Source organism: Burkholderia sp. Bp8992 (assembly GCF_003853705.1).
Lineage (GTDB): Bacteria > Pseudomonadota > Gammaproteobacteria > Burkholderiales > Burkholderiaceae > Burkholderia.
This window is the reverse complement of sequence record NZ_QTQI01000012.1, coordinates 23,597-43,803: the sequence shown is the minus strand read 5'-3', so window position 1 is coordinate 43,803 and position 20,207 is coordinate 23,597. Positions and strand designations below refer to the sequence as shown.

The window sequence follows — 20,207 nt, the reverse complement described above, 5'->3', positions numbered from 1 at the left end:
CCGGAGGGGACGCGGGCACCGGCCCGCGTCCCCTGTTTCGTTTCAGGCGACGTCGAACAGCAGCACCTCGGCCGCCCGGCCGCGCGCGAACGCCACCGCGTCCACGCCGCCGATCCGCGCGCCGTCGCCGGCGGCCAGCGCACGGCCGTTGACCTCGACGTCGCCGCGCACCACGTGCACGTAGGTGCTGCGCCCGGCGCGCACGTCGAACGTCGCCGTCTCTTCGCCGTCGATCAGCCCCGCGAAGATGCGGGCGTCCGAGCGCATCGTCAGCGCACCGCCGCCGCCGTCCGGCGCCGCGACGAGCCGCAGCCGGCCGCGTTTCTCGTCGTCGGCGAAATGCCGTTCCTCGTAGCCCGGCCGCCCGCCCCGCTCGGCCGGCTGCAGCCAGATCTGCAGCAGATGCAGCGGACGGTCGCGCGACGCGTTGGTTTCGCTGTGCATGAGCCCCGTCCCGGCGCTCATCCGCTGGATACCACCGGCGCGGACGATCGCGCCGCAGCCGAGGCTGTCGCGGTGCGCGAGCGTGCCGTCCAGCACGCAGGTCACGATCTCCACGTCGCGCCGCGGCTGCATTCCGAAACCGCGCGTCGGCGCGATCAGGTCCTCGCTCAGCACGTGCAGCGCGCCGACCGGCGGATGCGCGTTCGCGGCGCGGCCGGCGGCCGAAAAGCTGTGACGCGATTCGAGCCAGCCTTGGCGCGTGTGGCAGCGGTCTTCGGCGCGGCGGATCTGGAACATGGCGCGGACACTCCGGGGGCAGATTACTTGTTCGGGTTTACCTCCACTGTAGGGGGACACCGAACGCACCACAATCCGCCGTCGGCGCACCGCATCGTTGCGCTTGCGCAACCAATCGCCAGAATATTCGTTGCGAATATCGCGATTGTCGCAACAGCCGAATCGAGGAATCGATCGAACGCGCCGGATTGCGGTTTTCCGGGTATCGCGTTCGGGTAAAATACCGCCCTTTTGGCGTTCGCCGCTGCGGCGACCGCCCATGCCCAAGCGCCGTTCGGCGAATTTTGGCCATCTAGAATACGCCGCGGCGCCCGATACGACCGGCCGCGAGCGTCCCCGGAAAGTCAGCAACAGAAGGATGGAAATGAAGAAGGCCGCCCTGTGCGCCGCCCTCGCCCTCGTGGCGGGCAGCGCCTTCGCGAAGGAGTGGAAGACCGTGCGGATCGGCGTCGACGCCAGCTACCCGCCGTTCGAGTCGACCGCGCCGAGCGGCGAGATCGTCGGTTTCGACGTCGATCTCACCAAGGAAATCTGCAAGCGGATCGACGTGAAATGCGTGTGGGTGGCGCAGGATCTCGACGGGATCATCCCGGCGCTGAAAGCGAAGAAGTACGACGTCATCGTGTCGTCGCTGACGGTCACGGACAAGCGCCGCGAGCAGATCGACTTCTCCGACAAGGTGTACGACGCGCCGGCGCGGATGATCGCGAAGACCGGCTCGCCGCTGCTGCCGACGGTCGCGTCGCTGAAGGGCAAGCGTGTCGGCGTCGAGCAGGGCTCGACGCAGGAAACCTACGCGAAGGCGTACTGGGAACCGCAGGGCGTGACGATCATTCCTTACCAGAACCAGGACCAGGTCTATACCGATCTCGGCTCGGGCCGCCTCGACGCGACGCTGCAGGACGAGTTGCAGGCCGACTACGGCTTCCTGCGCACGCCGCGCGGCAAGGGCTTCGCGTTCGCCGGGCCGGAAGTGAAGGATCCGAAGACGATCGGCGACGGCACCGCGATCGGCCTGCGCAAGGAAGATACGGACCTGAAGCTCAAGATCAACAAGGCACTGGCCGACATGCACAAGGACGGCACGTACGACCGGCTGTCGCACAAGTACTTCTCGTTCAGCGTCTATTCGGCTCCGGCCCGCTGAGCGCCGACCGGAAGAAGCAACGGATGCGGGGGCGGCCCCGTATCCGTGCAGTACAGGCAGTCAACCACGCGCCGCCCGCCCCCTTGCCCGCCGCTCGCGCGACGGGCTCGCCCGGCACCGTTGCCGGGGCGGACGGTCATGATACGCACGGGGCGTTCCGCGCAGCTTGGCGGACGCGTCTTTCGCGGCGCACGACGTGCGCCCTCAGGGACCACACCAGGGACCCCATATGTTTCTACAAGGCTACGGCCCGCTGATCCTCGCTGGCACCTGGCAAACCGTCAAACTGGCGGTGCTTTCGCTCGCGCTGTCGTTCCTGCTGGGGCTGCTCGGCGCCGGCGCGAAGCTGTCGCGCAACCGCGTGACGAACGGCGTCGGCACCGTCTACACGACGCTGATTCGCGGCGTACCCGACCTCGTGTTGATGCTGCTGCTGTTCTACAGCCTGCAGATCTGGCTGAACATCGCGACCGACGCGCTCGGCTGGGACCAGATCGACATCGACCCGTTCCTCGCCGGCGTGCTCGTGCTCGGCTTCATCTACGGCGCGTACTTCACCGAGACGTTCCGCGGCGCGTTCCTGTCGGTCCCGCGCGGCCAGCTCGAAGCCGGCAGCGCATACGGGATGACGAACTGGCAGGTGTTCACGCGGATCATGTTCCCGCAGATGATGCGCTTCGCGCTGCCGGGCATCGGCAACAACTGGCAGGTGCTCGTGAAGTCCACCGCGCTCGTGTCGATCATCGGCCTGGCCGACGTCGTGAAGGCCTCGCAGGATGCCGGCAAGGGCACGCTGCGGTTCTTCTTCTTCACGCTGATCGCCGGTGCGGTCTATCTCGCCATCACGACGATCTCGAACTTCGTGCTGATGTGGCTCGAAAAGCGCTACTCGACCGGTGTCCGCAAGGCTGACCTATGATCGAACTCATCCAAGAATACTGGCGCAACTATCTCTACACCGACGGCTATCGCATCACCGGTGTCGCGATCACGCTGTGGCTGCTCGTCGTGTCGATCGGCCTCGGCTTCTGCCTGTCGATACCGCTCGCCGTGGCGCGCGTGTCGAAGAAGAAGTGGCTGTCGAGCGCCGTGTGGCTGTACACGTACGTGTTCCGCGGCACGCCGCTCTACGTGCAGCTGCTGCTCTGCTACACGGGCCTCTACAGCCTGCAGGCCGTACGCGGCACGCCGATGCTCGATGCGTTCTTCCGCGACGGGATGCACTGCACGCTGCTCGCGTTCACGCTGAACACCTGCGCGTACACCACCGAGATCTTCGCCGGCGCGATCAAGGCGACGTCGTACGGCGAGATCGAAGCCGCGCGCGCGTACGGGATGTCCACGTTCACGATGTATCGCCGCGTGATCCTGCCGTCGGCGCTGCGCCGCGCGCTGCCGCTGTACAGCAACGAAGTGATCCTGATGCTGCATGCGACCACCGTCGCGTTCACCGCGACCGTGCCGGACATCCTGAAAATCGCGCGCGACGTCAACTCGGCGACCTACATGTCGTTCCACGCGTTCGGCATCGCCGCCCTGCTCTATCTCGTGATCTCGTTCACGCTCGTGTGGCTGTTCCGCCAGGCCGAGCGCCGCTGGCTCGCGTATCTGCGCCCGCAAGGCAAGTAAGTTTTCGCAGGAATATTGATGAATTCCCAGACCCAGAAGCTTTTCGTCGACGAACTCCACAAGCGGTACGGCGACAACGAGGTGCTCAAAGGCGTGTCGCTGAGGGCGAACTCGGGCGACGTGATCAGCGTGATCGGCTCGTCCGGCTCCGGCAAGAGCACGATGCTGCGCTGTATCAACTTCCTCGAGCAGCCGAACGCGGGCCGCATCTTCGTCGACGGCGAGGAAGTGCGCACCGCGCTCGACAAGACGGGCGCGCTGCGCGCGGCCGATACGAAACAGCTGCAGCGCGTGCGCACCAAGCTGTCGATGGTGTTCCAGCACTTCAACCTGTGGTCGCACATGAACGTGCTCGAGAACGTGATGGAAGCGCCCGTGAACGTGCTCGGCATCCCGAAGAAGGAAGCCGAGGATCGCGCGCGCGAGTATCTCGAGAAGGTCGGCCTCGCACCGCGCGTCGAGAAGCAGTATCCGTCGCATTTGTCCGGCGGCCAGCAGCAGCGCGTGGCGATCGCCCGCGCGCTCGCGATGCATCCGGACGTGATGCTGTTCGACGAGCCGACGTCGGCGCTCGACCCGGAACTCGTCGGCGAAGTGCTGAAGGTGATGCAGAAGCTCGCCGAGGAAGGCCGCACCATGATCGTCGTCACGCACGAGATGGGCTTCGCGCGCAACGTGTCGAACCACGTGATGTTCCTGCACCAGGGCCGCGTCGAGGAAGAAGGCGTGCCGTCCGAGGTGTTTGCCAACCCGAAGAGCGAACGCCTGCGCGGGTTCCTGTCCGGCAGCCTCAAGTAACCCGCACGAAACGCACGCCGTTCGAACGGGCGCCCCGCGGCGCCCGTTTTGCGTTTACGCGGCGCTCACCGGCGCGCCGTCGGCGAATGCGCGCAGTGCATCGCCCGCCAGCCGGTAACGCACCCATTCGCTCTGCGGCGCCGCGCCGACGCTCTCGTAGAAGCGGATCGCCGGTTCGTTCCAGTCGAGCACGCTCCATTCGAACCGGCCGCAGCCCGACTCGACCGCGATCCGCGCGAGCGTCTTCAACAGCCGCAGCCCGGCGCCCGCCCCGCGAAAACGCGGCGACACGTACAGATCCTCGAGATACAGGCCCTGCCGCGCGAGCCAGGTCGAATACGAGAAGAAATAGATGGCGAAGCCGGCCGGCTCGCCGTCGACCTCGCAGACCAGCGCACGCGCCGGCGAGCCTTCGCCGAACAGGCTGCGTTCGAGCGACGCGGGCGTCGCGATCACTTCATGCTCCGCCTTCTCGTAGACGGCCAGCTCGGTAATGAACCGCAGGATCAGCGGCACGTCGGCGACGGTGGCGGAACGGATATCGATTTGCACGGGTTGAGCCCTCCTCCGGCCCGGACTTGAAACGGAAAGCGACGCCATGCGCGTGCGCTGGCACCGATCGAACCGTCATGCTACGTTCATGCCATGCCTGCAGGAAGTGCAGTTTCTTCATCCTTACCTGAACATGATGCATCCTGAACTGCGCCGCCTCGACCTGAACCTGCTGCTCGTGTTCGACGCGCTGTACCGCCACCGGTCGGTCGCGGCGGCCGCGCACGAGCTCGCATTGAGCCCGTCCGCGTTGAGCCACGCGCTCGCGCGGCTGCGCGACGCGATCGGCGACGCGCTGTTCGTGCGCCTCGGCAACGAAATGCAGCCGACCGTGCGCGCCGACGACATCGCCACGTGGGCCGGCGACGCGCTCGACGCGATGTCGAAGGGGCTCGCCCGCGCGCGCCGCTTCGATCCCGCGCACAGCGACCGCACGTTCGTGTTCGCCGCGACCGACTACACCACGTTCGCGGTGCTGCCGGCATTCCTCGCGCGGATCCAGCACGTCGCACCGCACCTGCGGATCCGCGTCGTGCATTCCGACCGGAAGATATCCGTGGACGAGCTCGCGGCCGGCCGCATCGACTTCGCGCTCGGCTATCACGAGGAATCGGCGGCCGACGCGCCGGGCATCGAGGATTTCGACTGGTTCTCCGACGACTACGTCGTGATCGCGAGCGCCGCGCATCCGGCGATCCGCCGGCGGCTGACGCTCGATCAGTACCTGGCCGCCCGCCACGTCATCGTCACGCCGTGGAACGAATCGCGCGGCGTGGTCGACTACGTGCTCGACCGGCTCGGCCTCGCGCGGCACGTCGCCGTGCAGTTGCCGACGGTGCTGGCCGCGCCGTTCGTGATCGCGGAATCCGAACTGCTGATGACCGTGCCGAACCGCGCCGCGCAGGCGCTGCGGCACGCGGCGCCGATCCGCCTGTTTCCGGCGCCGTTCGAGATTCCGCGCTACACGGTGAAGGTCTACTCGCACGCGAAGCATGCACGCACCGATGCGCACCGCTGGATTCGCGCGCAGTTGCTCGCCGCGCGGCCGGGCCCGGACTGAGTGCCGCACGCCTTGCGCGGCGGGCGTTTCAGGCGCCACCCGGCGATCGCCGAAACTGCCCGAATCATTACGAAATACTTACCAATTTCGCGACTTTCGCGCTTACGCCCGCGCTTTCGCAACGTCAATAGTGGCAATCCTTGACCCCTATTCGCGGAATTCGTGTCTCCCTTGCAGGACAAGGGTTTTCCGGTAATCGCCAACCCCAGGTGCACCTGTTGCGCACCGTGTTGCATGGCAATTTGGCGACAGCGGTTAGTCAAACAACGATTTCCATCGCCACAAAATTGTATTTTTGCTAAATTAGTAACCAAAGTAGCAAAACGAAGTTCGTGAAATGTAGTTTAGCTTCACGACACAACAAGGAGACCCCGCAGGCCGACCCGGCTGCGCGGGACCGCTCAACGGTTTTCCGTCTGCTTGCCCGCGTGCCGCGCTTACCGGCCCTGCACGAGGTCTCCCTGGTTATCCCGCTTTTGCCCGGCGCTCGCGCTCCGGGCATCTCGTGCAGTCTGGGTTGACTTTTTGACAGGGTATGGAGGAGATGATGAAGAAAGCTTTGGTCGCGGCCGCGCTGATGGCTGCTGGGGTGGTGACGGCGCACGCGCAGAGCAGCGTCACGCTGTATGGTCGCCTGGATGCCGGCCTTGAGTACCTGAACGGCCTGCAAAACGGCCACCAAGTGCGCGCGGAAAGCGGCGACTGGGGCACGAGCCTGTGGGGCTTGAAGGGTAGCGAGGACATCGGCGGCGGCAACAAGGTCCTGTTCCACCTCGAAGGCGCGTTCAACACGATGACGGGCGGCTTCAGCGGCTCGATCTGGGATCGTTTCGCGACTGTCGGCATCTCCAACGACCGCTACGGTACGCTGCTGCTGGGTCGCGAACTCGCGATCGCCAACGGCGTGTGGGACTTCGACCCGTTCGGCCAGTCGGCCTGGTCGACGGCCTCGCTGGTGCGCGGCCGCAACTGGAACAAGACCAGCAACAACGTGTCGTACCAGTCGCCTTCGCTCTACGGCCTCGACTTCTACGGCCAGTTCTCGTTCTCGAACTCGACCAGCTTCAACGGCAACACGACGGCCGGCCAACCGGGCCGTGCAATGGGCGGTCAGGTCACCTATACGAACTCGCTGTTCCAGTTGCGCGGCATCTACGACGAAACGCGCGACAGCAACGGCCGCTTCTCGGACGTGTTCAACTACTCGCGTGAATACTTCGCGGGCGTGAACGTGTTCCTCGGCCAGTTCAAGGTTCAGGCGGCTTACCAGGCATCGCGCGCCGACGGCAGCGGCGGCCCGGCAGTGAACGCCGGCGTGACGGGCACCCAGCAGGTGTGGGGCGGCGTGACGTGGCAGGCCACGCCGGCAGCGGCGCTGATCGCAGCCGTGTATCACGTGAACGCGAACCACGGCGGCGGCAACGCGAACATCTACACGGTCGGCGGCTCGTACAACATCTCGAAGCGCACGCTGTTCGACCTGCAGGTCGCAACGGTGCGCAACAGCAAGAACGCCAACTTCGGCCTGAACGCGAACGGCGCCGGTACGGCCGTGTCGACGGGCAACCCGAATCCGGGCGGCAGCCAGACCGGCGTCTACGCCGGTATCCAGCACCTGTTCTGATCAGGCGCCGTCAAAGAACGATTCGACAACACTTTCCACGCTGCTGCGAGAGGCGCGTATCGGTGCGGTACCCAACCGGGTATCCGCACCGTTTTTTATTCGGCGGGACCGACTTGGTACGGCCCGGTGACGAACGCGGCGCTCAGACGGCCGCTTCGTTCTCTTCGCCGGTGCGGATGCGGATCACGCGCTCGACGTCCGACACGAAGATCTTGCCGTCGCCGATCTTGCCGGTACGCGCCGCGCCGATCACCGCGTCGATCACCTGGTCGACCTGCGCTTCCGCGACGACCACTTCGATCTTCATCTTCGGCAGGAAGTCGACGACGTATTCGGCGCCGCGATACAGCTCGGTATGGCCCTTCTGGCGGCCGAAGCCCTTCACTTCCGTCACGGTCAGGCCCGTGAGACCCACTTCGGCGAGCGCTTCGCGGACTTCGTCCAGCTTGAACGGCTTGATGATGGCGGTGATGCGTTTCATGATGGTTGTCCCTCAATGCTCGTTTGGATGAAAAATCGCGTTCCCGATTGTAAGCCGGCGAGCCGCATCCGGCCCAGCACGGCTCAATCGAGACGTTCGGTAAACCGCGACGTGATCGGGTAGCGCCAGTCGCGCCCGAATGCGCGGTGCGTGACGCGGATGCCGATCGGTGCCTGGCGGCGCTTGTATTCGTTGACCTTGATGAGCCGCGTCACGCGCTCGACGTCGGCCTGCGCGTAACCGGCCGCGACGATCTCGGCGAGCGGCCGGTCTTCTTCCATGTACATCCGCATGATCGCGTCGAGCACGTCGTACGGCGGCAGGCTGTCCTGGTCGGTCTGGTTCTCGCGCAGCTCGGCCGACGGCGCGCGCGTCAGGATCCGCTCGGGGATCACGTCGCGCAGCGGGTAGTCCGCCGTTTCGTTCCGATAGCGGCAGAGCCGGTACACGAGCGTCTTCGCGATGTCCTTGATCACCGCGAAACCGCCGGCCATGTCGCCGTACAGCGTGCAGTAGCCGACCGCCATCTCGCTCTTGTTGCCGGTCGTCAGCACGATCGAGCCGAACTTGTTCGACAGCGCCATCAGCAGCGTGCCGCGGATGCGCGCCTGGATGTTCTCCTCCGTCGCGTCTTCCGCGCGGCCCGCGAACTCGTCGGCGAGCGCCGCGCGGAACGCGTCGAACATCGGCGCGATCGCGATCTCGTCGTAGCGCACGCCGACGCGCCGCGCCATCTCCGCCGCATCGGTGGTCGAGATGTCGGCCGTGAAGCGCGACGGCATCATCACCGCGCGCACGCGTCCGGGCCCGAGCGCATCGCACGCGACGGCCAGCACCAGCGCCGAATCGACACCGCCCGACAACCCGATCAGCACGCCGGGAAAACCGTTCTTGCCGATGTAGTCGCGCACGCCGGTCACGAGCGCACGGTACACCTGCGCATCCGTCGACAGCTCGGGCGCGATCGCGCCCGGCAGCGGCCGCGCACCGTCGAATTCGACGATCGCATGGCCTTCGTCGAACTGCGGCATCTTCGCGACGAGCGCGCCCTCGCCGTCGAGCACGAACGAGCCGCCGTCGAACACGAGCTCGTCCTGGCCGCCGACGAGGTTCACGTACACCATCGGCAGCCCGGTCTCGCGGATCCGCGCGCGCAGGATGTCGACGCGCACCGCTTCCTTGTTCATGTGGTACGGCGAGCCGTTCGGGATCAGCAGCACCTGCGCGCCGGCCGCCTTCGCGATCTGCGCGGCCGAGGCATGCCATGCGTCCTCGCAGATGATCACGCCGTATTTCACGCCGTTCAGCTCGAACACGAGCGGCTCGGTGTCGGTCGCGAAGTAGCGTTTCTCGTCGAACACCTCGGCGTTCGGCAGATCCTGCTTGCGGTAGGTGCCGACGATCTCGCCGCCGACGATCAGCGACACGGCATTGAAGGTATCGGTGGGCGGCACGCCGCGCTCGATCGGGCGGTTTGCATTACCATCGACGGCTGGCGCGCGCGCATCGCCGCCCGGCCCCCTGCCCGGACCGCGCAACGGATGGCCGACCAGCACCGCGAGCCCGTCGAACGCCTTCAGCGCATCGGCCAGGGCATCGAGCGCGGCGGCCGCCGCCGCGTAGAACGCGGGCCGCAGCAGCAGGTCTTCCGGCGGATAGCCGGACAGCGCGAGTTCGGGCGCGACCATCAGCTGCGCACCATCGTTGTGCGCGGCGCGCGCGGCCGCGACGATCCGCGCGACGTTGCCGGCGAAGTCGCCGACGGTGACGTTGATCTGGGCAAGTGCGAGTCGGGTCTTCATGGCGGGATCGGCGCAGCCCGGCGGCGCGCCCTGAACGGCTGACGAAATCGGCCCGGACGCGCGCCATGGCGGCACGCATCCGGCAACATCCAACGGTACGGATTCACGCTTGAAACACGAACGCATCGATTATCGCACGGGCATCCTGTCGTCCCCCGCCGAGGTGCCGGCCGACGAATGGAACGCGCTGCTCGCACGCGACGCGCAGCCGACGCCGTTCCTGCGCCACGAATTCCTCGACGCGCTGCACGTCGCACGCTGCGCGGTCGACGATACCGGCTGGTCGCCGCACTTCGTCACGCTGACCGACGAGCGCACCGGCCGTCTCGCCGCCGCCGCGCCGGTTTACGCGAAACAGCATTCGTACGGCGAATACGTGTTCGACTGGGCGTGGGCCGACGCGTACCAGCGCAACGACCTGCCCTACTACCCGAAGCTGCTGTGCGCGGTGCCGTTCACGCCCGTGCAGGGCACGCGCCTGCTCGCGGCCGACGACGACGCGCGCCGCCGGCTCGCGGCCACGCTGCTCGCCTTCGCCGAGCAGAGCGACGTGTCGTCGCTGCACGTGCTGTTCCCGACCGGCGACGAAGCGCGGCTGCTCGAATCGATGGGGATGATGCTGCGCGAAGGCGTGCAGTTCCACTGGCTCAACGACGGCTACCGCCACTTCGACGATTTCCTCGGCACGCTCGAGCAGAAGAAGCGCAAGAACATCCGCGCGGAGCGGCGCAAGGTGCACGATGCGGGCGTAACGTTCCGGCGGCTGACCGGCGACCAGATTACCGACGCCGACTGGCGCTTCTTCTCGCGCTGCTACCGGCAGACCTACCGCGAGCACTTTTCGAGCCCGTACCTGAACCTCGATTTCTTCCGCACGATCGGCGCGACGATGCCCGAGAACCTGCTGCTCGTGATCGCGGAAGCCGACGGCCGGCCGATCGCGAGCGCGCTCGCCGTGTACCGGCGCGGCGAGCACGGCGGCGGCACGCTGTACGGCCGCTACTGGGGGGCGATCGAGCACGTGCCCTGCCTGCATTTCGAAACGGCCTACTACCAGTTGCTCGAATTCTGCATCGAGGCCGGGCTCGATACGTTCGAAGGCGGCGCGCAGGGCGAACACAAGCTCGCACGCGGTTTCCTGCCGACCGTCACGCGCTCCGCGCACTGGCTCGCGCACCCGGCGTTTTCCGACGCGGTCGCACGCTTTCTCGAACGCGAGACCGAGCATATCCACGCGTACGTCGACGAACTGCGCGAACACGATCCGTTCCGGCGCGGCAGCGCGTAGCATCGGCAAAGACGCAGCGAGGCCGCGACTGGCCTCGCCACATCACGCACGGCCGCCCCGGCTCAGTGCGCGGCGAGCGTCACCGCCTGCGACAGCGCCTGCGGATCGCGCGACGACGCGGCCGCCGACAGCGTGTAGCTGCCCGCGCCGATCCGCCACGCATGCGCATTCGCATCCCAGACCGCGAAGCGCTGCGCCGGCACAGCGACGCTGACCGTGCGGGCCTCGCCCGGCTGCAGCGCAACCTTGGTCCAGCCGACGAGCCGCTTCGGCGGCTCGCCGAGCGACGCCGGCAACGCCGCGTAGATCTGCACCGTCTGCGCGCCGGCCCGCGCGCCCGTGTTCGTCACCGTCACGCCGACCGTCACGTTGCCCGATGCGTCGGCCGTTGCCGACATCGCCGACAACCCGTACGTCGTGTACGACAGCCCGTAGCCGAACGGGAACAGCGGCTCGATCGCCTTCGCATCGAACCAGCGATAGCCGTATGCGAGGCCTTCCGCATAGACGGTCTGCGTGCGCGACGGATCGATCGTCGGCTGCGGCAGGTCGGCCTCCTGCTTCGGGAACGTCAGCGGCAACCGGCCCGACGGGTTCGCGTCGCCGAACAACAGGTCGGCGATCGCCTGGCCGCCTTGCGCACCCGGATACCACGCATCGAGCACGCCATGCACGTTCGCGAGCCACGGCATCAGCACGAGGCTGCCGTTCTCGAGCACGACGATCACGCGCTTCGCCTTCGCGGCGACGGCCGCGATCAGCGCGTTCTGGTCGTATTGCTGGTTGTACGGATCGGCCTTCGCATCGGGCAGCGACAGGCTCGCGAGGTCAAGCCCTTCCGTCTGCCACTGCGTCGCGAACACGATCGCGACATCGGCCTGCGCGGCCGCGCTCGCCGCGGCATTCGCGTCGGTGCCGTCGAGATAGCTGACCGATGCGTTCGGCGCCTTCGCGCGGATCGCCGCGAGCGGCGCGGACTTGTACCAGGTCGCGCAGCCGCCGAACAGCATGTCGGCCGGTTGCTGGCAGGTCGTCACCGCGTTGCCGTCGATCGCCGGCACCGCGCCCGAGCCGCCGCCCGACAGCACGCCCGCGTCCGCATGGCCGCCGATCACGACGACCGACTTGAGCGCGCCGGCCGCGAGCGGCAGCACGGGCTGCGCATCGCCCGGCGCGGCTGCGTTCTTCAGCAGCACGGCGGACTGCCGCGCGATCGCAAGCGCATCGGCGTTGCCGGCGGCCTCGTCGATCGCGCCGCCCGCCTTCGGCGGAGCGTCCATCACGCCGATGCGGATCAGCGTGCGCAGCTTGCGCTGCACCATGTCGTTCAGCCGCGCGGCCGACACGCTGCCGGCCTGCAGCGCCGCGCGCAGCTTCGCGTTGAAGTACGAGCCGAGCGGCGCGTTGCCGTCGTCGGCCGCGCCGGGCTGCTCCTCGTCGAGCCCGGCCTGCACGGCCGCGACGGTCGAATGCGTCGCGCCCCAGTCCGACTGCACGACGCCCTTGAAGCCCCATTCGTTCTTCAGCACGGTCGTCAGCAGAGTCGGGTTCTCGCACGCATACACGCCGTTGAGCTTGTTGTACGCGCACATCACGTTGCCCGGCTGGCCGTCCTTCACGCCGATCTCGAACGCGAGGAGTTCGGCCTCGCGCATGGTCCGCTCGTCGACGACCGAATCGATCGTCATCCGGTTGGTTTCCTGGTCGTTGAACGCGAAATGCTTGATCGTCGCGATCACCTTCTGCGCCTGCGTCGCCTGCGTGCGCGCGGCACTCAGCGTGCCCGCGAGCACCGGATCCTCGCCCATGTATTCGAACGTGCGGCCGTTGCGCGGCTCGCGCGCGAGGTTCACGCCGCCGCCGAGCCCTTCCGCGAAACCGAGCGCACGCAATTCGAGCGCGATGCGCGTGCCGTAGGTGTCCGCGAGCGCCGGGTCCCACGTCGCCGCGAGCGCGACCGGCGCCGGCAGCGCGGTCACGCGCGCGTTCTTCACGTTCACGCCGCCCGCCGAATCGGCGCTGCTGACCGCCGGAATGCCGAGCCGCGGCACGCCCGGGATGTAGCTCGCGCCGTTCAGCGCGCCGGCCGGGAACGGGCCGCCCAGGTCGAGTGCGGGCATGCCCGTGCCGTGCACGAGCTGCAGCTTCTCGTCGGTCGTCAGTTGCGCGACGAGCGCGGCCGCGCGCTGGTCGGCCGCCGCATCGGGGTCGGCCGGGGCGTGGATGTCGTCGCCGCCGCACGATGCGAGCAGCACCGTGAGCGCGCACGCGGACGCAATCGTCGAACACCGGAACAGCGAAGTTTTCATTGATCCTCCAGAATCGTTCTGTTGTACTTGTGGCTCGACTCCAGAGTCTAAAAATTGACCGGTCACCACGCTTGACCGGCAGGAGCATGCGTTGACCTCTCGCAGCGGGGACAAACCCGAACGGCATGACGACAGGGAGACAGACATGGAGTTGCAACAGAAATCGGTATCCGTCCGGATCTACCGCTGGCTGTGCGAAGACGCGCGCGCGAACGGCATCGATCCCGCACCGCTCTTCGACACGCTCGGCATCGGACCGGCCGAACTCGCCGACGACACGCGCCGCATCGCGGGCGACCGGCATGTGGCCGCCATGCAGCTGACGAGCGGCTGGCCGCTGTCGTGGCATCGGCCGCCGCCGCAGGTCGTGCCGTGGCTCGTGCCGTTCCCGGAACTCGCGGGCGTCACGTGCAATGCGGCGACGCTGCGCGACGCACTGCACGGCTACCTGCACTATCGCGAGCTGATCGGCAACGTCGACTGGGTGTTCGCGCACGAGAACGGCGACGCGATCGCGCTCGAATACGTGAACGAAGGCGACGGCCGGCACGCGGGCAGCGCATTCACGAACCTCGCGATCCTCGCGGCGCTCGCGCGCCTGTACGATCCGCACGCCCGCATCGACGACGCCGAATTCGCCGGCCGCGCGTTCGCGCCCGTTGCCGCGCTGCGCGACATGCTCGGCGCACCGGTATCGTTCGACGCCGCGCACAACCGCCTCGTGCTGCGCTCCGCGCACTTCGACACGCCGTTCGAGCGCTACAACGCGCCGCTCGCCGGCATCCAGCGTCACGCGGCCGACGCCGCTCGCGAGCGCGTGCGTGCGCGCTCGACGTTCGGCTCGTCGGTCGCGCAATGCGTGCGCGACTGGCTGCGCACGTCCGACGAGGTCGACGTGCCGACCGACACGCTGATGCAGCACGTGTGCACGCGCTTCGCGATGTCGCGCTGGACGCTGCGCCGGCGGCTGCATCGCGAGGCCGTCGGGTTTCATGCGCTCGTCGCGCAGGCGCGGCTCGGCGAAGCGCGCGACCTGCTGCTGAACACACAGCTGCCGATCGGCGAGATCGGCGTGCGCGTCGGCTTCCGGTCGACGAGCGCATTCACGCGCTTCTTCACCCGCGAACTCGGTGCGGCGCCGAGCCGCTTTCGCGACGGGCACGGCGACCGGTGGCGTTGACGGGCGCTTTTTCTGAGACACTGGCGGCTTCGCATCCCGCCGCCCTGCCATGTCCTGGTTTCTGTACCTGATCGAATGCGCCGACGACAGCGTCTACACGGGCATCACGACCGACGTTGCCGCGCGCTTCGACGAACACGCGTCCGGCAAGGGCGCGCGCTACACGCGCTCGCGCAAGCCGCGCGCGGTGCTCGCATCGTTTCCGTTGCCCGACCGGTCGAGTGCGTCGCGCGCCGAGTACTGGGTGAAGCAGCTCACGGCCGCGCAGAAGCGCGAGCTGGCGACCGGATTGCGGACGCTCGAATCGGTGTTGCCAGTCGTGGTGACGCTCGATGAAAGCGAACACGCGGCCGGGTTGAAGGCTGGCACGCGCAGACGGAAGAAGGTAAAGGCGGAAGCCGCCGACGATACGGCGCAGGCGGTTGCAACGGATCCGGTTGCCGGCAAAAACGCGACGACCGGGAAAGTCGCCAAGTCTGCGAAGCCTGCAAAAGGCACGCAAGCCCCGAAGGCCACGAAGGCCACGCCGGACACGAAACGTGAGAAAACCGGCGCCGACACAGTCGCAAAAAAGACCTCGCCGGGTAGCGCGTCGGTAAAGAAGACCAACACGTCCGGATCCGCGTCATCGAAAAGGAAAACCCCGGTCGCCGCCGGCAAACCCGTCGCGAACGGCCGCGAAGACGCCGCGCCCGCACCGGCTCGTCGCCGTTCGTCGGCCGCGAAAGCCGTGAAAGAGATCGCGCCCTCCGTTACCGCGCCCCGCGTAAAACGCACGAAGGGTTCACCGGTCGCCTCGCCCCCGCCGGCCCCCACACCCGCACGCAAGAAACCCGCGCGCACAAAACAAAACCGCGCGGCCTCCTGAGGAGACACGCGCGGTTTGCGTTCCGTACGAACCGGCCGCCGGCCGGTACGCCGCTTACTTCTTGTAGTTCGCGGCGCCGTCGGTGATTTCCTTGTGCGCGGCTTCGATGCCGGCCCAGCCTTCGACCTTCACCCACTTGCCCTTCTCGAGCGCCTTGTATTGCTCGAAGAAGTGCTTGATCTGGTCCTTCAGGTACTCGGGCACGTCGTCGATCGACTTCAGGTTCGCCGTCATCGGGCAGACCTTGTCGTGCGGCACGGCAACCAGCTTCGCGTCGACGCCCGACTCGTCGGTCATCTGCAGCATGCCGAGCACGCGCGAACGCACGATCGAGCCGGCCAGCAGCGGGAACGGCGTGATCACCAGCACGTCGACCGGATCGCCGTCACCCGACAGCGTCTGCGGAATGTAGCCGTAGTTCACCGGATAGCGCATGCCCGTGCCGATGAAGCGGTCGACGACGAGAAGGCCCAGTTCCTTGTCCGCCTCGTACTTCACCGGATCGCTTTGCGCGGGAATCTCGATGATCACGTTGAAATCTTGCGGCAGGTCCTTGCCGGCCGGAACATGATTGAAGCTCATGAGCACTCTCTGTAGGTCGATGGGAATTCGGTACAGGGCGCCGCGGCCGTTGCACCGCCGCGGGCGTCCCCCAAGGGAATGCGCCATTATAGCCAATCGACCGGTGGCGTCCGGATGACGATCGGCGCGATAATCGTTCCGGATGGTCGGCCATCGAATCACCGGCCGCGTCGCACGGGGCCTGCCTCGGCGCTGAAGCGCCGTCGCCGGTCGGCCGGCCGGCCGCAACGCATGGAAACCGAGTCAGCGCAGGACAGGAGCAGGCATGGAAGAGGCGAAGCACTTCATTGCGGGCGAATGGACGTTGCCCGCACAACTGGAAACCATCGCGGTCGTCGATCCGTCCGACGGCCAGCCGTTCGCGACGATCGCCCGCGGTACCGCACCCGACATCGAGCGCGCGGTCGCCGCGGCCCGCGACGCCTTCGCGGGCCCGTGGGGCGCCACGAGCGCAGCCGAGCGCGGCCGCGTGCTGATGCGGCTGTCGGCGCGCGTCGCCGATTCGATCGAGGAACTCGCCGCGATCGAGGCGCGCGACACCGGCAAGCCGCTGAAGCAGGCGCGCGCCGACGCGGCCGCGCTCGCGCGCTACTTCGAGTTCTACGCGGGCGCCGCCGACAAGCTGCACGGCGAAACCCTCCCCTACCAGGCCGGCTACACGGTGCTGACGGTGCGCGAGCCGCACGGCGTCACGGGCCACATCGTGCCGTGGAACTACCCGATGCAGATCTTCGGGCGCAGCGTCGGCGCGGCGCTCGCGGCCGGCAACGCCTGCGTCGTCAAGCCGGCCGAGGACGCGTGCCTGTCCGTGCTGCGCGTCGCCGAGCTCGCCGCCGAAGCCGGGCTGCCGGCCGGCGCGCTCAACATCGTCACCGGCTACGGCCATGAAGCCGGCGCCGCACTCGCGCGCCATCCTGGCATCGACCACATCTCGTTTACGGGTTCGCCGGCCACCGGCAAGCTGGTCGCGCAGATGGCGGCCGAGAACCACGTGCCCGTCACGCTCGAGCTCGGCGGCAAGTCGCCGCAGATCGTGTTCGCCGATGCCGATCTCGAAGCGGCGCTGCCCGTGCTCGTGTCGGCGATCGTGCAGAACGGCGGGCAGACCTGCTCGGCCGGCAGCCGCGTGCTGATCGAGCGCGCGGTGTACGAGCCGCTCGTCGAGCGCCTCGCCACCGCGTTCAACGGCCTGCGTGTCGGCCCGAGCCGAGCCGATCTCGACTGCGGCCCGCTGATCAACGCGAAGCAGCAACAGCGCGTGTGGGATTTCCTGTCCGACGCGCAGCACGACGGCATTCCGATGGCCGCGCACGGGCAGGTCGTCGCCGACGCACCCGAAAGCGGCTTCTACCAGGCCCCTGCGCTGTTGCGCGACGTACCGCCGTCGCACCGCCTCGCACAGGAAGAAGTGTTCGGCCCCGTGCTCGCCGCGATGCGTTTCGTCGACGAAGACGAAGCCGTCGCGCTCGCGAACGGCACGCCGTACGGCCTCGTCGCGGGCATCTGGACGCGCGACGGTGCGCGCCAGATGCGTCTTGCGCGGCGCCTGCGCGCGGGCCAGGTGTTCATCAACAACTATGGCGCGGGCGGCGGCGTCGAACTGCCGTTCGGCGGCGTCGGCCACTCGGGCCACGGCCGCGAAAAAGGCTTCGAGGCACTGTACGGCTTCACCGCGCTGAAGACGATCGCGATCCGCCACGGCTGAACGCGCGGCGCGCGATACGCGGCCGGCCGCATCGCGACACGCGACGACTCTCATAACCAGCACAGGAGACACACCATGCGGTTGAGCGGCAAGACGGCCATCGTCACGGGCGGCGGCTCGGGTTTCGGCGAAGGCATCGCGAAGACGTATGCGCGCGAAGGCGCGAACGTCGTCGTCAACGACCTGAACGGCGCGGCAGCCGAGCGCGTCGCGAGCGAGATCGCGCTCGCGGGCGGCAAGGCGATCGCGGTGGCCGGCGACGTGTCGAGGCAGGAAGACTGGCATGCGCTGCTGCAGGCCGCGCTCGACGATTTCCACGCGGTGCAGATCGTCGTGAACAACGCGGGCACCACGCACCGCAACAAGCCCGTGCTCGACGTGACGGAAGCCGAGTTCGACCGCGTATACGCGGTCAACATGAAGAGCCTGTTCTGGTGCGTGCAGACCCTCGTGCCGTACTTCCGTGCACAGGGCGGCGGCGTGTTCGTGAACGTCGCGTCGACGGCCGGCGTGCGGCCGCGCCCGGGCCTCGTCTGGTACAACAGCACGAAGGGCGCGATGATCACCGCGAGCAAGTCGCTCGCGGCCGAACTCGGTGCCGACCGCATCCGCGTGAACTGCATCAACCCCGTGCTCGGCGAGACGGCGCTGATGACCGAGTTCATGGGCTGCGAGGACACGCCGGAAAATCGCAGTCGCTTCCTCGCGACGATCCCGCTCGGCCGCTTCTCGACGCCGCAGGACATCGCGAACGCCGCGCTGTACCTTGCGTCCGACGAAGCCGAATTCATCACCGGCGTCTGCCTCGAAGTCGACGGCGGGCGCTGCATCTAGCTGTAACAGGCGGCACGATTACCCTTCTTGCTTCACACGAAACCGGATCGGACACGCCGCTGCGTCTGCTCCGGCCAACTACAAGGACAGCGGTACATGGAATCCAAGCAACCGCTAAAGCGCTAACTTGGATCGACCGCAAAGCATGGGATCCAAGTAACCGCTAAAGCGCTAACTTGGATCGACCGCGAAGCATGGGATCCAAGTAACCGCTAAAGCGCTAACTTGGATCGACAGGAGACAACATGGCAACATCGACGCAATCGCTGCCGGGCTCGTCCGGCGCATTCGAGGAAGCAACCTACCGAAAGGTATCGTGGCGGCTCGTGCCGCTCCTGCTGCTGTGCTACGTGGTCGCGTATCTCGACCGCGTGAACGTCGGGTTCGCGAAGCTGCAGATGGCGAGCGACCTGAACCTGAGCGACACCGTGTACGGGCTCGGCGCCGGAATCTTCTTCTTCGGCTATTTCCTGTTCGAAGTGCCGAGCAACATCATCCTGCACAAGGTCGGCGCGCGCGTATGGATCGCGCGCATCATGGCGACCTGGGGCGTGATCTCGATCCTGACGATGTTCGTCACGACGCCCGCGATGTTCTACGTGATGCGCTTCCTGCTCGGCGTCGCCGAAGCGGGCTTCTTCCCCGGCGTGATCCTCTACCTCACGTACTGGTATCCCGCGCACCGGCGCGGCCGGATGACGACGTTCTTCATGACGGCCGTCGCGCTGTCCGGCGTGATCGGCGGGCCGATCTCGGGCTTCATCCTGAAGGCGTTCGACGGCGTGAGCGGCTGGCACGGCTGGCAATGGCTGTTCCTGCTCGAAGGCATCCCGTCGGTGCTCGCCGGCGTGCTCGTGTTCTTCACGCTCGACGAGCGGATCGCGAAGGCAACGTGGCTCACCGACGAGGAAAAGGCGCTGCTCACCCGCAACGTCGACGCGGAAGAAGCCACCAAGGAAGACCTGCCGCTCGGCGCGGTGATGTCGAGCCCGCGCGTGTGGCTGATGGCGCTGATCTATTTCTCGTTCGTGATGGGACTCTACGGCGTCGGCTTCTGGCTGCCGACGATCATCAAGGCGACGGGCGTGACCGACACGATCATGATCGGCCTGCTGTCGGCGATTCCGTACGCGGCCGCGGTGGTCGCGATGATCCTGATCGCGCGCAGCGCGGACAAGCGCCGCGAACGCCGCTGGCACCTCGCGATTCCGGCCGCGATCGGCGCGCTCGGGCTCGTGTTGTCGGTGATCTGGGCGCACCAGACCGCACTCGCGATGCTCGGCCTCACGCTCGCGACGATCGGCATCCTGACGACGCTGCCGCTGTTCTGGAGCCTGCCGACCGCATTCCTCGGCGGCGCGGCCGCCGCGGCCGGCATCGCAATGATCAATTCGATCGGCAACCTCGCCGGTTTCCTGAGCCCGTACCTGATGGGCTGGCTCAAGCAGGCGACGGGCGCCAACGATGCGGGCATGTATATGCTCGCCGCGTTCCTCGTGCTCGGCGGATTGCTCGCGCTGTCGGTGCCGAAACGGCTGGTCGACAAGTGATGCGCGGCGCATAGCGTCTCACCGGACACGCCGGCCGACTGCCGGCCCCCGGCACGC

Annotated in this window: 18 protein-coding genes; 12 read left to right on the top strand and 6 right to left on the bottom strand. The window is 67.4% G+C overall.

Annotated elements, in window-relative coordinates; genetic code table 11:
• Nucleotides 1-42: 42 nt before the first annotated feature.
• Nucleotides 43-741 carry a pirin family protein gene (locus DIE03_RS18640; RefSeq protein ID WP_124453120.1) on the bottom strand — a complete coding sequence of 233 codons (699 nt, stop codon included), beginning with the start codon at nt 739-741 and terminating at the stop codon, nt 43-45.
• A 364-nt stretch (nt 742-1,105) separates the two neighbouring features.
• Between DIE03_RS18640 and DIE03_RS18635 the strand changes: the two genes are divergently transcribed.
• The 4 genes from DIE03_RS18635 (at nt 1,106) to DIE03_RS18620 (ending at nt 4,315) form a co-directional block, all read left to right on the top strand.
• Entirely contained in the window at nt 1,106-1,888 is a 783-nt protein-coding gene (locus tag DIE03_RS18635; RefSeq protein WP_148092902.1) for an ABC transporter substrate-binding protein, read from the top strand.
• Between the two features lie 229 nt (nt 1,889-2,117).
• On the top strand, nt 2,118-2,807 hold the full coding sequence (locus DIE03_RS18630) for an ABC transporter permease (protein WP_124452854.1): 690 nt from the start codon (nt 2,118-2,120) through the stop codon (nt 2,805-2,807).
• Nucleotides 2,804-3,517: an ABC transporter permease gene (locus DIE03_RS18625; RefSeq protein WP_059233487.1), complete on the top strand. Its 714-nt coding sequence runs from the start codon at nt 2,804-2,806 to the stop codon at nt 3,515-3,517. The genes DIE03_RS18630 and DIE03_RS18625 overlap by 4 nt, the downstream gene beginning before the upstream one ends.
• A gap of 18 nt (nt 3,518-3,535) precedes the next feature.
• Nucleotides 3,536-4,315, top strand: coding sequence for an ABC transporter ATP-binding protein (locus tag DIE03_RS18620; protein ID WP_124452853.1), 780 nt, complete (start codon nt 3,536-3,538; stop codon nt 4,313-4,315).
• Nucleotides 4,316-4,369: 54 nt separating this feature from the next.
• On the opposite strand, the gene DIE03_RS18615 is transcribed toward DIE03_RS18620, so the two are convergent.
• On the bottom strand, nt 4,370-4,867 hold the full coding sequence (locus tag DIE03_RS18615; protein ID WP_124452852.1) for a GNAT family N-acetyltransferase: 498 nt from the start codon (nt 4,865-4,867) through the stop codon (nt 4,370-4,372).
• 133 nt (nt 4,868-5,000) lie between these two features.
• Between DIE03_RS18615 and DIE03_RS18610 the strand changes: the two genes are divergently transcribed.
• Both DIE03_RS18610 and DIE03_RS18605 read left to right on the top strand, forming a co-directional pair.
• Nucleotides 5,001-5,927 carry a LysR family transcriptional regulator gene (locus DIE03_RS18610; RefSeq protein ID WP_124453118.1) on the top strand — a complete coding sequence of 309 codons (927 nt, stop codon included), beginning with the start codon at nt 5,001-5,003 and terminating at the stop codon, nt 5,925-5,927.
• 544 nt (nt 5,928-6,471) lie between these two features.
• Nucleotides 6,472-7,551: a porin gene (locus tag DIE03_RS18605; protein WP_124452851.1), complete on the top strand. Its 1,080-nt coding sequence runs from the start codon at nt 6,472-6,474 to the stop codon at nt 7,549-7,551.
• A 142-nt stretch (nt 7,552-7,693) separates the two neighbouring features.
• On the opposite strand, the gene DIE03_RS18600 is transcribed toward DIE03_RS18605, so the two are convergent.
• Complete coding sequence (locus DIE03_RS18600; RefSeq protein WP_006398637.1) at nt 7,694-8,032, bottom strand: P-II family nitrogen regulator; 339 nt, start codon at nt 8,030-8,032, stop codon at nt 7,694-7,696.
• Nucleotides 8,033-8,115: 83 nt separating this feature from the next.
• Entirely contained in the window at nt 8,116-9,834 is a 1,719-nt protein-coding gene (locus DIE03_RS18595) for an NAD+ synthase (RefSeq protein ID WP_124452850.1), read from the bottom strand.
• 109 nt (nt 9,835-9,943) lie between these two features.
• On the opposite strand from DIE03_RS18595, the gene DIE03_RS18590 reads away from it, so the two are divergent.
• Nucleotides 9,944-11,122, top strand: a complete 1,179-nt coding sequence (locus DIE03_RS18590; RefSeq protein ID WP_124452848.1) for a GNAT family N-acetyltransferase — start codon at nt 9,944-9,946, stop codon at nt 11,120-11,122.
• Nucleotides 11,123-11,184: 62 nt separating this feature from the next.
• Here the strand turns inward: DIE03_RS18590 and DIE03_RS18585 are convergent, their stop codons facing one another.
• Nucleotides 11,185-13,431: a glycoside hydrolase family 3 C-terminal domain-containing protein gene (locus DIE03_RS18585; RefSeq protein WP_124452846.1), complete on the bottom strand. Its 2,247-nt coding sequence runs from the start codon at nt 13,429-13,431 to the stop codon at nt 11,185-11,187.
• Between the two features lie 145 nt (nt 13,432-13,576).
• On the opposite strand from DIE03_RS18585, the gene DIE03_RS18580 reads away from it, so the two are divergent.
• Both DIE03_RS18580 and DIE03_RS18575 read left to right on the top strand, forming a co-directional pair.
• Nucleotides 13,577-14,611 carry an AraC family transcriptional regulator gene (locus DIE03_RS18580; protein WP_124452844.1) on the top strand — a complete coding sequence of 345 codons (1,035 nt, stop codon included), beginning with the start codon at nt 13,577-13,579 and terminating at the stop codon, nt 14,609-14,611.
• Between the two features lie 49 nt (nt 14,612-14,660).
• On the top strand, nt 14,661-15,479 hold the full coding sequence (locus DIE03_RS18575; RefSeq protein ID WP_124452842.1) for a GIY-YIG nuclease family protein: 819 nt from the start codon (nt 14,661-14,663) through the stop codon (nt 15,477-15,479).
• Nucleotides 15,480-15,533: 54 nt separating this feature from the next.
• Here the strand turns inward: DIE03_RS18575 and ppa are convergent, their stop codons facing one another.
• Nucleotides 15,534-16,061, bottom strand: a complete 528-nt coding sequence (gene ppa, locus DIE03_RS18570; RefSeq protein WP_011352863.1) for an inorganic diphosphatase — start codon at nt 16,059-16,061, stop codon at nt 15,534-15,536.
• A gap of 265 nt (nt 16,062-16,326) precedes the next feature.
• On the opposite strand from ppa, the gene DIE03_RS18565 reads away from it, so the two are divergent.
• The 3 genes from DIE03_RS18565 (at nt 16,327) to DIE03_RS18555 (ending at nt 20,150) form a co-directional block, all read left to right on the top strand.
• Nucleotides 16,327-17,766, top strand: coding sequence for an aldehyde dehydrogenase family protein (locus DIE03_RS18565; protein ID WP_124452840.1), 1,440 nt, complete (start codon nt 16,327-16,329; stop codon nt 17,764-17,766).
• 75 nt (nt 17,767-17,841) lie between these two features.
• Nucleotides 17,842-18,600, top strand: a complete 759-nt coding sequence (locus tag DIE03_RS18560) for an SDR family oxidoreductase (protein WP_124452838.1) — start codon at nt 17,842-17,844, stop codon at nt 18,598-18,600.
• A 245-nt stretch (nt 18,601-18,845) separates the two neighbouring features.
• Nucleotides 18,846-20,150 carry an MFS transporter gene (locus tag DIE03_RS18555; protein ID WP_124452836.1) on the top strand — a complete coding sequence of 435 codons (1,305 nt, stop codon included), beginning with the start codon at nt 18,846-18,848 and terminating at the stop codon, nt 20,148-20,150.
• The last annotated feature ends 57 nt before the right edge of the window (nt 20,151-20,207 follow it).